Source organism: Pseudomonas entomophila, assembly GCF_013523125.1.
Lineage (GTDB): Bacteria > Pseudomonadota > Gammaproteobacteria > Pseudomonadales > Pseudomonadaceae > Aquipseudomonas > Aquipseudomonas entomophila_B.
This window is the reverse complement of record NZ_JAAMQJ010000022.1, coordinates 63249-77210: the sequence shown is the minus strand read 5'-3', so window position 1 is coordinate 77210 and position 13962 is coordinate 63249. Positions and strand designations below refer to the sequence as shown.

Sequence of the window (13962 nt, the reverse complement as noted above, 5' to 3'; positions counted from 1 at the left end):
GGGCGAGGGGGCGTGGGGGTGGACGAGCGCACCAACACCCTGGTGGTGGCGCAACCTGCCGAGCGCCTGGCGCAGATCCGTGCCCTGGTGGCCGAACTGGACGTGCCGATGCGCCAGGTGATGATCGAAGCCCGCATCGTCGAGGCGGACGTGGACTTTCAGCGTGCGCTGGGGGTGCGCTGGGGCGGGCCATTGTATGGCGAGAAGGTCAGGCTGGGCAGCGAGCTGTTCGTCGACCTGGGGGTCGAGCAGGCGACGGCCGGGCTTGGGCTGGGCCTGCTGCGGGGCGATGTGCTGCTCGATCTCGAGCTTAGCGCCATGGAGAAGAACGGCCACGGCGAGATCGTCTCGCAGCCCAAGGTTTTCACGGCCGACAAGGAGACCGCGCGCATTCTCAAGGGCGCCGAGATTCCCTATCAGGAGACCAGCGGCAGCGGCGCCACGTCGGTGTCGTTTCGCGAAGCCTCACTGTCGCTCGAGGTCACGCCGCAGATCACCCCCGACGACCGGGTCGTCATGGCGGTCCGTGTGACCAAGGACGAGCCCGACTACATCAATGCGCGCAACGACGTGCCGCCGATCCGCAAGAACGAAGTCAACGCCAAGGTGCGCGTCGGCGACGGTCAGACCGTGGTGATCGGCGGCGTGTACTCCACGGTGCGAAACAATGTCGTCGACAAGGTGCCATTTCTGGGCGATCTGCCGTATGTTGGGCGGCTGTTCCGGCGTGAAACGGTCCAAGAAAAAAAATCCGAGCTGCTGGTCTTCCTGACTCCGCGTATCATGGATGACCGGGCGATTGTCGTGAGTCGTTGATTCTGTGCAAAATTTGATACTTGTAGGCCCCATGGGTGCTGGCAAAAGCACCATCGGGCGGCTGCTGGCCAAAGAGCTGCGCCTGTCGTTCAAGGACTCCGACAAGGAGATCGAGCAGCGCACCGGCGCCAACATCCCGTGGATCTTCGACAAGGAAGGCGAGCCTGGCTTCCGCGACCGTGAAGAGGCGATGATCGCCGAGCTGTGTGCGCTCGACGGTCAGGTCGTGGCCACCGGCGGCGGCGTGGTGATGCGCGAGGCCAACCGGCGCGCCCTGCACGAAGGCGGACGGGTCATCTACCTGCATGCCTCGGTGGAGCAACAGGTAGGCCGCACGGCGCGGGATCGCAACCGCCCGCTGCTGCGCACGGCCAACCCCGAAGCCACGCTGCGCAACCTGCTGGAGATCCGTGATCCGCTCTACCGTGAGATCGCCGACCTCATCGTGGAAACCGACGAGCGGCCACCGCGCATGGTGATGCTCGACATCCTCGAGCGCTTGCAGAAGTTGCCGCCCCGATAAGCCGGTACTATCCTCGGGCCGGTAAACAGACCAGACGTCAGTGCGCGGGTCGTGCGAACGATGCCGCGCCCAGTTCAATCGTGGGGATACATGCAGACACTAAAGGTCGACCTGGGCGAGCGTAGCTACCCGATCTACATTGGCGAAGGCCTGCTGGACCAGGCCGCGCTGCTGGCACCACACATCGCCGGACGCCAGGTGGCGATCGTCTCCAACCAGACCGTCGCGCCCCTGTACCTCGAGCGCCTGACCCGGACCCTGGACGCCTACTCGGTGCTGCCGGTGGTCCTGCCCGATGGCGAAGCCTTCAAGAACTGGGAAACCCTGCAGCTGATCTTCGACGCCCTGCTCGGTGCGCGGCACGACCGCCGTACCACCGTCGTGGCACTGGGGGGCGGCGTCATCGGCGACATGGCCGGCTTCGCGGCCGCCTGTTATCAGCGCGGCGTCGACTTCATCCAGGTGCCGACCACCCTGTTGTCACAGGTCGATTCCTCGGTCGGCGGCAAGACCGGCATCAACCACCCGCTGGGCAAGAACATGATCGGTGCGTTCTACCAGCCCCAGGCGGTGCTGATCGACACCACCAGCCTGTCGACCCTGCCCGCGCGCGAACTCTCGGCGGGCCTGGCCGAAGTCATCAAGTACGGGTTGATCTGCGACGAGCCGTTCCTCGGCTGGCTCGAGGCGCACATGACGGCCCTGCGCCAGCTCGACGCCCAGGCGCTGACCGAGGCGATCCGCCGTTCCTGCGCGGCGAAGGCCGCCGTGGTCGGCGCCGACGAGCGCGAGTCCGGGGTGCGTGCCACCTTGAACCTGGGGCACACCTTCGGCCATGCCATCGAGACCCACATGGGGTATGGCGTCTGGTTGCACGGCGAAGCCGTGGCGGCCGGGACCGTCATGGCGCTGGAGATGTCCATGCGCCTGGGCTGGATCGACCGCGAGGCACGCGACCGCGGCATCCGCCTGATGCAGGCGGCAGGGCTGCCCGTGGTGCCACCTGCACAGATGACGCCTGCCCAGTTCATGGAACACATGGCGGTCGACAAGAAGGTCCTCGACGGCCGCTTGCGCCTGGTGCTGCTGCGCCAGCTCGGTCAGGCCGTGGTGACCGACGACTATCCGACAGAAATTCTTCAAGCCACGCTGGCAGCGGATTACCGCGCGATCGTGGCTCAGGTTGAGGGTGTGACCGCGTAATGACCAGTTTGCATGCCGATGAGGCCTTTCTCGAACACTATCAATTGAGCCATGACCCGTTCGCCGCGCGCGTGCCGGGCTTCAAGTTCTTCCCGGCGCAGCGCAAGCCGGTGCTCGGCCAGCTCCACCACTTGGCGCGCTACAGCCAGTTGCTGCTGGTGGTCACCGGGCCCCTGGGCAGTGGCAAGACCTTGTTGCGTCAGGCGCTGGTGGCCAGCACCAACAAACAGGCGGTGCGCAGCATCGTGGTGTCGGCGCGTGAGGCCGGCGACGCGGCCAGTGTTCTGGGGCAGGTGGCCCAGCAATTGGCGGGCGCGCAACCAGAGGTGCAGAGCATTCTCGCCCAGGTCGTGCAACTGGCCCTGACCGGCCAGGAAGTCTACTTGCTGGTGGACGACGCGGAACAACTCGACGAGTCGGCACTCCAAGCGTTGCTGGAATTGACGGCAGGCACGCCAGAGGCGCGCCCGCATGTGTTCCTGTTCGGCGAGCCCTCGCTGATCGCGGGGTTGGACGAGCTCAGCGAGGGCCAGGAACGGTTCCATGTCATCGAGCTCGAGCCCTACAGCGAGGACGAGACCCGCGAGTACCTCGAGCAGCGCTTGGAAGGCGCCGGCCGTGGCATCGACGTGTTCACGCGCGAGCAGATCGTCGATATCCATGAACATTCCGACGGTTGGCCTGGCACCATCAACCAAGTCGCCCGGGATACATTGATCGAAGCCATGATCGCCAGCCGAAGTTCGGCCAAGCGACCAGCCATGGGGTTCCCTATGCCTAAGAAGCATGTACTGGCACTGTCCGCCGTCGTCGTGGTGGCTGTCGCAGCCGCCGTCTTGATGCCCAAGAAAAGCGACACGCCGGCCCAGGCGCCTGCCGAGCAGGCGCAGTTGCCGCTGGGCCAGGGCCAGCCGAACACCGTCCAGTCCAACAATGGCAAACCGGCCATCGAGTTCTCCGGGTCGTCGCAATCCCTGCCGATGAACGGGCAGTCGCCCGTGGTGCGTGAGCCGCTGGCCGAAGCGGCTGGCATGGGCGAAGGCGAAGAGGGCACTGCGGCCGGAACCACGGCGCCGCAGCCTTCCACGCCGCCGACCGTGACCACCACCGCGCCGCCCCAGGGCATGGCGGCAGGCCCTGCACCTACTCCGGTACAGCCCCAGAGCACGGCGCCTGCCCAGCAGGCCGCCGTGGCACCGGCGCCCAAGCCTGCGACCCAACCGGCCAAGCCGGCAGCGCCTGTGGCCAAGCCTGCCGCGCCAGCGACTCAGGTGGCCACCGCCAAGCCTGCTGAAAAACCCGCCAGTGGCGGCGCTGGCAGCAGCTGGTACGCCGGGCAGAAGTCGGGCAACTACGTGTTGCAGATTCTCGGGACCAGCTCCGAAGCCTCGGCCCAGGCATTCGTCAAGGCGCAAGGTGGCGAGTACCGCTACTTCAAGAAAACCCTGCAGGGCAAGCCGCTGTACGTGGTGACCTACGGTAGCTTCGCCAATCGCGATGCAGCGGTTGCCGCCATCAAATCCTTGCCAGCCAAGGTCCAGGCTGGTAAACCTTGGCCACGTACCGTCGCCAGCGTCCAACAAGAGCTGTCGACCTCCCGCTGATACCGCCCGGACGGCGCCACCCCAGCCGTCCCGTAGCTGAGCGATTCCGGACTCGAATGCGCCTGCCGTGCCCTGCACGGCAGGCGCGTCTGTCCCAGGCTGTTGGCCATGAGCCCTGCAGACAGCCCATGCTGCCTACCGCGATCGTGCTTTCATGAGCGATAGCACATAAAAATCGCGACAAGCATTCAAAAATGCGACATAAAGCGTAAGTGGATCGTCACTATCGTTTGTGAGCGCGATCGCCGCTGTGCCACAATGCCCATCCATTACCCTCGCACAAAAAGCTGGCAAATGATCAGCGCGGGCGGTAAGTGTTTGTTTAAAAAAGAGATTTGCCTTGGTTGAGAGGCGAACCTGGTGAGAATGTGTCTATGAAAACAGGTCTGTATCGTCCCGAAGAATTCAAGGATAACTGCGGCTTCGGCCTGATTGCCCACATGACGGGCACGCCGAGCCACCACTTGCTGCAAACCGCCATGCAAGCCCTGACGTGCATGACCCACCGTGGCGGGATCAACGCCGATGGCAAGACCGGTGACGGTTGTGGCCTGCTGATGCAGAAGCCCGATGCCTTCCTGCGTGCCGTGGCGACCGAGCAGTTCGGTGTCGAGCTGCCCGCGCAGTACGCCGTGGGCATGGTGTTCTTCAATCAGGATGCGGCCAAGGCCGAGGCGGCCCGCGCCAACATGGACCGTGAAATCCTGGCTGCCGGCCTGCAGCTGGTGGGCTGGCGCAAGGTGCCGATCGACACCCGCGTGCTGGGCCAGCTGGCCCTCGAGCGTCTGCCGCAGATCGAGCAGGTGTTCATCGGCGGGGAAGGGCTGAGCGACCAGGACTTCGCCATCAAGCTGTTCAGCGCCCGTCGTCGCTCCTCGGTGGCCAACGCCGCCGATGCCGATCATTACATCTGCAGCTTCTCGCACAAGACCATCATCTACAAAGGGCTGATGATGCCGGCGGACCTCGCCGCCTTCTTCCCGGACCTGGGTGACGAGCGCCTGCAAACCGCCATCTGCGTGTTCCACCAGCGCTTCTCCACCAACACCTTGCCCAAGTGGCCGCTGGCGCAGCCGTTCCGGTTCCTCGCCCACAACGGCGAGATCAACACCATCACCGGCAACCGCAACTGGGCCATGGCCCGGCGCGCCAAGTTCGCCAACGACCTGATCCCGGACCTCGAGGAACTCGGTCCGCTGGTCAACCGCGTGGGGTCCGACTCCTCCAGCATGGACAACATGCTCGAGCTGATGGTGACCGGTGGCATCGACCTGTTCCGCGGCGTGCGCATGATCATTCCGCCGGCGTGGCAGAACGTCGAGACCATGGACGCCGACCTGCGCGCGTTCTACGAATACAACTCCATGCACATGGAACCCTGGGACGGCCCGGCCGGTGTGGTGATGACCGAAGGTCGCCACGCAGTGTGCCTGCTCGACCGCAACGGCTTGCGCCCGGCGCGCTGGGTCACTACCACCAACGGCTACATCACCCTGGCCTCCGAGATCGGCGTATGGGACTACAAGCCCGAGGACGTCGTGGCCAAGGGGCGTGTCGGCCCAGGCCAGATCTTCGCCGTCGACACCGAGACTGGGCAGATTCTCGACACCGATGCGATCGACAACCGCCTCAAATCGCGTCATCCGTACAAGCGCTGGTTGCGTCAGCATGCCCTGCGCATCCAGGCCAACCTGAGCGATGACCCCGGCGTGGCCAGCTACGACGTCGATCAGCTCAAGCAGTACATGAAGATGTTCCAGGTCACCTTCGAAGAACGCGACCAGGTACTGCGCCCGTTGGGCGAGCAGGGCCAGGAAGCGGTCGGCTCGATGGGCGACGACACGCCCATGGCGATCCTGTCGCGGCGTGTGCGTTCGCCGTTCGACTATTTCCGTCAGCAGTTCGCCCAGGTCACCAACCCGCCGATCGACCCGCTGCGCGAAGCGATCGTCATGTCGCTGGAGATCTGCCTGGGTGCCGAGCGCAACATCTTCCAGGAATCCCCCGAGCATGCCTCACGGGTGATCCTCAGCTCGCCCGTGGTGTCCCCGGCCAAGTGGCGCTCGCTGATGGCGCTGGAGCGCGACGGGTTCGAGCGCGAGCTGATCGACCTCAACTACGAAGAAAGCATCGGCCTCGAAGCGGCCATCCGCAACATCGCCGATCAGGCCGAAGAAGCGGTCCGTGGCGGCAAGACCCAACTGGTGCTCAGCGACCGTGCCATCGCACCGGGCAAGCTGCCGGTCCATGCCTCGCTGGCCGTCGGCGCGGTGCACCACCGCCTGACCGAGCAGGGCCTGCGCTGCGACAGCAACATCCTGGTAGAGACCGCCACGGCGCGCGATCCGCACCACTTCGCCGTGCTGATCGGCTTTGGTGCCTCGGCGGTCTACCCGTACCTGGCCTACGAAGTGCTGGCCGACCTGATCCGTACCGGGGAAGTGCTGGGTGACCTGGACGAGGTGTTCAAGTACTACCGCAAGGGCATCTCCAAGGGCCTGCTCAAGATCCTGTCGAAGATGGGTATCTCGACCATCGCCTCCTACCGCGGCGCCCAGCTGTTCGAAGCGATCGGCCTGTCGGACGACGTGGTCGGCCTGAGCTTCAAGGGCGTGCCGAGCCGGATCAAGGGCGCACGCTTCGTCGACCTGGAAGGTGACCAGAAGCTGCTGGCCGCCGAAGCCTGGAGCGCACGCAAGCCGATCCAGCAGGGTGGGCTGCTGAAGTTCGTCCACGGCGGCGAGTACCACGCCTACAACCCGGACGTGGTCAACACCTTGCAAGCCGCCGTGCAGCAGGGCGACTACGTCAAGTTCAAGGAATACACCGCACTGGTCGATCAGCGTCCGGTGTCGATGATCCGTGACCTGCTCAAGGTCAAGGTCGCCGAGCAGCCGATCGCGCTGGAACAGGTCGAGCCGCTGAGCGAGATCCTCAAGCGTTTCGACTCCGCCGGTATCTCCCTCGGCGCCTTGTCGCCCGAGGCGCATGAGGCCTTGGCCGAGGCGATGAACCGCCTGGGCGCACGCTCCAACTCCGGTGAAGGCGGTGAGGACCCGGCGCGCTACGGCACTGTCCGCAGCTCCAAGATCAAGCAGGTGGCCACGGGCCGGTTCGGTGTCACCCCGGAATACCTGGTCAATGCCGAAGTGCTGCAGATCAAGGTGGCCCAGGGCGCCAAGCCCGGCGAGGGCGGCCAGCTGCCAGGCGGCAAGGTCAACGGCCTGATCGCCAAGCTGCGCTATGCGGTGCCTGGCGTGACCTTGATTTCGCCGCCGCCGCACCACGACATCTATTCGATCGAAGACCTGGCTCAGCTGATCTACGACCTCAAGCAGGTCAATCCGCAGGCGCTGGTGTCGGTCAAGCTGGTCGCCGAGGCCGGCGTCGGCACCATCGCCGCCGGTGTGGCCAAGGCCTACGCCGACCTCATCACCATCTCCGGCTATGACGGCGGGACCGGGGCGTCCCCGCTGACCTCAATCAAGTACGCCGGTGCGCCCTGGGAGCTGGGCCTGGCCGAAACGCACCAGACCCTGCGCGGCAACGACCTGCGCGGCAAGGTGCGGGTGCAGACCGATGGCGGCCTGAAGACCGGCCTGGACGTGATCAAGGCGGCCATTCTCGGCGCCGAGAGCTTCGGCTTCGGCACCGCGCCGATGATCGCCCTGGGCTGCAAGTACCTGCGCATCTGCCACCTGAACAACTGCGCCACCGGCGTGGCCACGCAGAACGACAAGCTGCGCAAGGATCACTACATCGGCACCGTCGACATGGTGGTGAACTTCTTCACCTTCGTCGCCGAGGAGACCCGCGAGTGGCTGGCGCGCCTGGGCGTGCGCAGCCTGGGCGAGCTGATCGGGCGTACCGACCTGCTGGACGTGCTGCCAGGCGACACCGAGCGTCAGCATCACCTGGACCTCAGCCCGTTGCTGGGCAGCAGCCACGTGCCGGCCGACAAGCCGCAGTTCTGCCAGGTCGAGAACAACCCACCGTTCGACAAGGGTGAACTGGCCGAGCAGATGGTCGCCCTGGCCCTGCCAGCCGTGCGTGACATGGCCGGTGGCTGCTTCGACCTGGCCATCTGCAATTGCGACCGCTCGATCGGCGCGCGGGTGTCCGGTGAGATCGCGCGTCTGCATGGCAACCAGGGCATGGCCGCCGCGCCGATCACCTTCCGCTTCAAGGGCACGGCCGGGCAGAGCTTCGGTGTCTGGAACGCCGGCGGCTTGCACCTGCACCTGGAAGGCGATGCCAACGACTACGTCGGCAAGGGCATGACCGGTGGCAAGCTGACCATCGTGCCGCCGGCGGGCAGCCCCTTCGAGACGCAGCACAGCGCCATCATCGGCAACACCTGCCTGTACGGTGCCACCGGTGGGCGGCTGTTCGCCGCCGGTACCGCGGGCGAGCGTTTCGGTGTGCGCAACTCCGGCGCCCATGCGGTGGTGGAAGGCACGGGCGATCACTGCTGTGAATACATGACCGGTGGCTTCGTCTGCGTCCTGGGCAAGACCGGTTACAACTTCGGCTCTGGCATGACTGGCGGTTTCGCCTACGTGCTCGACCAGGACAACACCTTCGTCGACAAGCTCAACCATGAGCTGGTGGAGATCCAGCGCATCAGTGGCGAGGCGATGGAAGCCTACCGTACGCACCTGGCGCGTGTCCTGGCCGAATACGTTCAAGAGACCGGCAGCGAGTGGGGGCGTGAGCTCTCGGAGAACCTGGAGGACTACGTGCGGCGCTTCTGGCTGGTCAAGCCCAAGGCGGCCAACCTCAAGCACCTGCTCTCCAGCACCCGCGCCAACCCGCAATAACACAGCTGCAAGTAGTGAGCACCCTGGCTGCAAGCGATGGCAGCCGGGCGCTCACCGGCTTACGTGATCGACTTGCGGCTTGAAGCGTGAAGCTCGCCGCTGCTGTCAAGAGGTTTTGAAAATGGCTGAACGTCTGAGCAATGACTTCCAGTTCATCGAAGTAGGGCGCAAGGATCCCAAGAAGAAGCTGCTGCGCCAGCGCAAGAAAGAGTTCGTCGAGATCTACGAACCCTTCAAGCCGCAGCAGACCACCGAACAGGCGCACCGCTGCCTGGGCTGTGGCAACCCGTACTGCGAATGGAAGTGCCCGGTGCACAACTTCATTCCCAACTGGCTCAAGCTGGTGTCCGAGGGCAACATCCTGGCGGCGGCCGAGCTGTCGCACCAGACCAACACCCTGCCGGAAGTCTGCGGCCGGGTCTGCCCGCAGGACCGCCTCTGCGAAGGTGCCTGCACCCTGAACGACGGCTTCGGCGCGGTCACCATCGGCTCGGTGGAGAAGTACATCACCGACACCGCGTTCGCCATGGGCTGGCGCCCGGACATGTCCAAGGTCAAGCCGACCGGCAAGCGCGTCGCCATCATCGGTGCCGGTCCTGCGGGGCTGGGCTGTGCCGACGTGCTGGTGCGCGCCGGTGTGACCCCGGTGGTGTTCGACCGCAACCCGGAGATCGGGGGGCTGCTGACCTTCGGCATTCCCGAGTTCAAGCTGGAGAAGACCGTGCTGAGCAAGCGCCGCGAGGTGTTCACCGGCATGGGCATCGAGTTCCGCCTGAACACCGAGATCGGCAAGGACGTCACCCTGGAGCAGTTGCTCGCCGAGTACGATGCGGTGTTCATGGGCATGGGCACCTACACCTACATGAAAGGCGGCTTCCCCGGTGAGGACCTGCCTGGCGTGCACGATGCGCTGGACTTCCTGGTCGCCAACGTCAACCGCAACCTGGGCTTCGAGAAGGCGCCGGAAGACTTCGTCGACATGCAGGGCAAGACCGTGGTGGTGCTGGGCGGTGGCGACACGGCGATGGACTGCAACCGCACCTCGATCCGCCAGGGCGCCAAGTCCGTCACCTGTGCCTACCGCCGTGACGAGGCGAACATGCCGGGTTCGCGCAAGGAGGTGAAGAACGCCAAGGAAGAGGGCGTGAAGTTCCTCTACAACCGCCAGCCGATCGCCATCGTCGGCGAGGACCGGGTCGAAGGCGTGAAGGTGGTCGAGACCCGTCTCGGCGAGCCGGACGCCCGTGGCCGCCGCAGCCCCGAGCCGATCCCAGGCTCCGAGCAGATCCTGCCGGCCGACGCCGTGGTCATCGCCTTCGGCTTCCGGCCCAGCCCGGCGTCTTGGTTCGAGCAGTTCGACATCCGTACCGACAGCCAGGGTCGTGTCATCGCCCCCGAGCAGAACCGCTTCAAGCACCAGACCAGCCACCCGAAGATCTTCGCCGGCGGCGACATGGTGCGCGGGTCCGACCTGGTGGTCACGGCCATCTTCGAAGGGCGCACGGCGGCCGAGGGGATTCTGGACTACCTGGAGGTTTGAGAAGCGGCAAGTGGCAAGCTACAAGCTGTAAGCTGACCGTGTAGGGGCAGCAATGAACGCTCCCCCCAACACCGCGGTCTCCGCTTGTAGCTTGTAGCTTGTAGCTTGTAGCTTGTAGCTTGTAGCTTGTAGCTTGTAGCTTGTAGCTTGTAGCTTGTAGCTTGTAGCTTACGGCCACCCCTCCAATTCGTTGAACCAACCGCCCTCACGGCGTTCGCCGTGCCTTTTTGCCGTGTGTCTGAGAAAATGGCCTCACTCTTTTCCCGGATGCCGACATGACTGCCCTGAAGAACGACCGTTTCCTGCGCGCGCTGCTCAAGCAACCCGTGGACGTGACCCCTGTCTGGATGATGCGCCAGGCCGGCCGCTACCTGCCCGAATACCGCGCCAGCCGCGCCAAGGCCGGTGACTTCATGAGCCTGTGCAAGAACCCGCAGTTCGCCTGCGAGGTCACCCTGCAGCCGCTGGACCGCTACCCGCTGGATGCCGCGATCCTGTTCTCCGACATCCTCACCATCCCCGATGCCATGGGCCAGGGGCTGTACTTCGAGACCGGCGAAGGGCCGCGCTTTCGCAAGGTCATCAACACCCGGGCCGACATCGAGGCGCTGCCGGTGCCGGATGCGCACCAGGACCTGGGCTACGTCATGGACGCGGTCAGCACCATTCGCCAGGCACTCAATGGCCGCGTGCCGCTGATCGGGTTCTCCGGCAGCCCCTGGACGCTGGCGACCTATATGGTCGAAGGCGGCTCGTCGAAGGATTTCCGCAAGACCAAGGCCATGCTGTACGACGATCCGCAGGCCATGCACCTGCTGCTGGACAAGCTGGCGCAGTCGGTCACCCAGTACCTCAACGGGCAGATCGAAGCCGGCGCCCAGGCAGTGCAGATCTTCGACACCTGGGGTGGCAACCTGTCGTCGGCGGCGTACCAGGAGTTCTCGCTGGCCTACATGCGCAAGATCGTCAGCGGCTTAATCCGCGAGCGTGAAGGCCGCAAGGTGCCCGTGATCCTGTTCACCAAGAACGGCGGCCTGTGGCTCGAAAGCATCGCCGACGCCGGTGCCGACGCCCTGGGCCTGGACTGGACCTGCGACATCGGCGAAGCCCGTCGCCGGGTGGGCGAGCGGGTCGCTCTGCAAGGGAACATGGACCCGACCGTGCTGTACGCCAAGCCCGAGGCCATCCGTCAGGAAGTGGGCCGTATCCTGGCCAGTTATGGTCGCGGCACGGGCCATGTCTTCAACCTCGGCCATGGCATCACACCGGAAGTCGATCCGGCACATGCCGGGGCGTTCATCGAAGCGGTGCACGAACTGTCCGCGCCTTACCACGCCTGAGTCGGTCTCGCATGCGCTGTCGGTGTAGCACCCGCGGCAGAGCGGATTAAGCTTGGTTTCAGCCTGTCTGGGTAAGCTGGCCCCATTCCCACCCAGACAGGATTCGCACCATGAAAGCACGTTACCTCCCACTGCTGCTCGCGCCTCTCTTCAGCACCGCTGTCCTGGCGGCCGGTTATACGGGGCCTGGCGCTCAGCCCGTGACCACCGTGGCCGCCGCCAAGGACGCGGCCGACGACACGCCGGTCGTGCTACAAGGCTTCGTGACCAAGAAGATCAACAACGACGACAAGTACGAGTTCAAGGACAACACGGGCACCATCACCGTTGAGATCGACGATGAAGACCTGCCAGCGACCCCGTTCAACGACAAGACCCAGGTCAAGCTGACCGGCGAGGTGGAGAAGCACCTGGTCAACCGCGAAGTGGATGTGGATACGGTCGAGCTCGTCAACTGAACAGGCGGGATGCGGCAAGGAGGGATGACGCCATCGTTCCTTGCCCCGCCGGCCTCGAAACCTGCGAGGGCCTGCTTCGAACGTGGGGGCTTCATCGCGGGCAAGCCCGCTCCCACACGCTGCTTGCGCAGCCATGCCCAGACCGACGGCTGCAGAGATCTGGGTGGGAGCTGGCTTGCCAGCGATAGGGCCCTGTCAGGCGCCGCCTGCGTCGCGGGTAAGCCCACACATCGGCCCATGCGGTCGGGCATGTACCAAGTAGAAAAGACTGTTGCTCCCACACCCGGTGAGCTGGCTTGCCAGCGATGAAGCCTCTACGGTCTAGCCTCGTTCACCAGACCGAAGCCCCGCCAGCATCAGGCCGTCTTCGGCGCCAGCCGACTCAGGTGCAAGGCCACCAGCAAGGCCACGCTCAGCAGGCCGCCGATGAACAACCCGACCCCGCCCCAGCCGCCCCAGTGCCAGAACATTCCCCCTGCCGTACCGGCCACGCTCGACCCCGCGTAGTAGCTGAACAGGTACAGGGAAGAGGCCTGCCCCTTGGCCTTCAGCGCACGACGGCCGATCCAGCTGCTGGCGACCGAATGCGCACCGAAGAAGCCGAAGGTGAACACCAGCATGCCGACGATGATCAGCGGCAGCGGGCTGGCCAGGGTGATCAGCATGCCCCCGCCCATCACCAGGATACTGGCCCAGAACACCTTGCGTCGGCCCAGCCGGTCGGCCAGGGCGCCCACTTGCGCCGAGCTGTAGATGCCCGACAGGTACACCACCGACAGCAGCCCGACCCAGGCCTGGTCCAAGTGATAGGGCTCGGCCAACAGACGATAACCGATGTAATTGAACAGGGTGACGAACGCACCCATCAGCAGGAACGCCTCGAGAAACAGCCAGGGCAGCCCGGCGTCCTTGAAGTGCATCGTGAACCCTTCGAGCAGGCCCCGAGGGCGCAGCGGCTGGGGGCGGAAGTTGCGCGACTCGGGCAGCACCTTCCAGAACACCGCCGCCGCGATCAGGCCGAGCCCGCCGATGATCAGCATCGCGGTGTGCCAGCTGACGAAGTCGATCAGCACGCCCGCGATCAGGCGTCCGCTCATGCCGCCGATGGCATTGCCCCCGATGTACAGCCCCATGGCCAGGCCGATATGGCTCGGATGAATCTCTTCACTGAGGTAGGTCATGGCCACGGCTGCCAGCCCGCTCAACGACAGGCCGACCAGCGCACGCGTGACCAGCACGCTCTCCCAGGTCGGCATCAGCGCACTGGCCACCGTCGCCATGGCAGCGCACACCAGGGCGAAGAGCATCACCGGCTTGCGCCCGATACGGTCGGAAATCGGCCCGGTCACCAAGAGACCGATCGCCAGCATTGCCGTGGAGACCGACAGCACCAGGCTGCTCTGCGCCGCATTGATCGAGAATTCCTGCGACAGCAGCGGCATCATCGGCTGCACGCAGTACAGCAGCGCGAACGTGGCAAACCCACCACTGAACAGTGCCAGCACCGTGCGCAGGAAGGCCGGTGTGCCTTTCTCGATCCACACCTCGGTGCGCGGCTCGGACGTGAACGGAGCGGCATGGGCAGGCAAGGGAACGGCAGCGGCTTTCACGACGAACACCTCGGGCATGAGCCAATGAGCGACAGGAAAAATCATATA

At 65.0% G+C, this 13962-nt stretch carries 9 protein-coding genes; 8 read left to right on the top strand and 1 reads right to left on the bottom strand.

Annotated elements, in window-relative coordinates:
• The 8 genes from G7007_RS13195 to G7007_RS13160 form a co-directional block, all read left to right on the top strand.
• Nucleotides 1-816: secretin N-terminal domain-containing protein (locus G7007_RS13195; protein WP_308852298.1), on the top strand; the 816-nt coding region annotated here is incomplete at its 5' end.
• A gap of 4 nt (nucleotides 817-820) precedes the next feature.
• Nucleotides 821-1339 carry a shikimate kinase AroK gene (aroK, locus tag G7007_RS13190; RefSeq protein WP_181102382.1) on the top strand — a complete coding sequence of 173 codons (519 nt, stop codon included), beginning with the start codon at nucleotides 821-823 and terminating at the stop codon, nucleotides 1337-1339.
• A 90-nt stretch (nucleotides 1340-1429) separates the two neighbouring features.
• Nucleotides 1430-2542: a 3-dehydroquinate synthase gene (gene aroB, locus G7007_RS13185; RefSeq protein ID WP_181102381.1), complete on the top strand. Its 1113-nt coding sequence runs from the start codon at nucleotides 1430-1432 to the stop codon at nucleotides 2540-2542.
• Nucleotides 2542-4146, top strand: a complete 1605-nt coding sequence (locus G7007_RS13180; RefSeq protein ID WP_181102380.1) for an AAA family ATPase — start codon at nucleotides 2542-2544, stop codon at nucleotides 4144-4146. The genes aroB and G7007_RS13180 overlap by 1 nt, the downstream gene beginning before the upstream one ends.
• A 374-nt stretch (nucleotides 4147-4520) precedes the next feature.
• The gene (gltB, locus tag G7007_RS13175) at nucleotides 4521-8966 is read left to right on the top strand and encodes a glutamate synthase large subunit (RefSeq protein ID WP_181102379.1); all 4446 of its coding nucleotides are present in this window, start codon (nucleotides 4521-4523) and stop codon (nucleotides 8964-8966) included.
• A gap of 121 nt (nucleotides 8967-9087) precedes the next feature.
• The gene (locus G7007_RS13170; protein WP_181102378.1) at nucleotides 9088-10506 is read left to right on the top strand and encodes an FAD-dependent oxidoreductase; all 1419 of its coding nucleotides are present in this window, start codon (nucleotides 9088-9090) and stop codon (nucleotides 10504-10506) included.
• Nucleotides 10507-10781: 275 nt separating this feature from the next.
• The gene (gene hemE / locus G7007_RS13165) at nucleotides 10782-11846 is read left to right on the top strand and encodes a uroporphyrinogen decarboxylase (RefSeq protein ID WP_181102377.1); all 1065 of its coding nucleotides are present in this window, start codon (nucleotides 10782-10784) and stop codon (nucleotides 11844-11846) included.
• 110 nt (nucleotides 11847-11956) lie between these two features.
• Nucleotides 11957-12304 carry a YgiW/YdeI family stress tolerance OB fold protein gene (locus G7007_RS13160; RefSeq protein WP_181102376.1) on the top strand — a complete coding sequence of 116 codons (348 nt, stop codon included), beginning with the start codon at nucleotides 11957-11959 and terminating at the stop codon, nucleotides 12302-12304.
• Between the two features lie 356 nt (nucleotides 12305-12660).
• On the opposite strand, the gene G7007_RS13155 is transcribed toward G7007_RS13160, so the two are convergent.
• Entirely contained in the window at nucleotides 12661-13914 is a 1254-nt protein-coding gene (locus G7007_RS13155; protein ID WP_375139494.1) for an MFS transporter, read from the bottom strand.
• Nucleotides 13915-13962 lie beyond the last annotated feature (48 nt).